Annotated in this window: 1 protein-coding gene; it reads left to right on the plus strand. The window is 66.8% G+C overall.

Annotated elements, in window-relative coordinates:
• On the plus strand, nt 1-286 hold a 286-nt coding region (locus EN807_RS34845; RefSeq protein WP_189522715.1), incomplete at both ends, for a S49 family peptidase.

Consider the following 286-nt stretch of genomic DNA (forward strand, 5'->3'; position numbering starts at 1 on the left):
GTTCCGGCCGAGCCTGTCGCTGGCGTCCACCGCCGGCCTCATCGAGAAGGCGTTCTCCTTCGATGCGCCCGTCGTCGCCATCTCCATCAATTCGCCGGGCGGCTCGCCGGTGCAGTCGCGGCTGATCTTCAAGCGTATCCGCGACCTCGCGCTGGAGAAGAACAAGAAGGTGCTGGTGTTCGTCGAGGACGTGGCGGCCTCCGGCGGCTACATGATCGCGGTCGCCGGCGACGAGATCTTCGCCGATCCGTCCTCGATCGTCGGCTCTATCGGCGTCGTCTCCGCC

Origin of the sequence: Mesorhizobium sp. M5C.F.Ca.ET.164.01.1.1 (genome assembly GCF_004792125.1) — a bacterium.
In the GTDB taxonomy this organism is placed as follows: Bacteria; Pseudomonadota; Alphaproteobacteria; order Rhizobiales; family Rhizobiaceae; genus Mesorhizobium; species Mesorhizobium wenxiniae.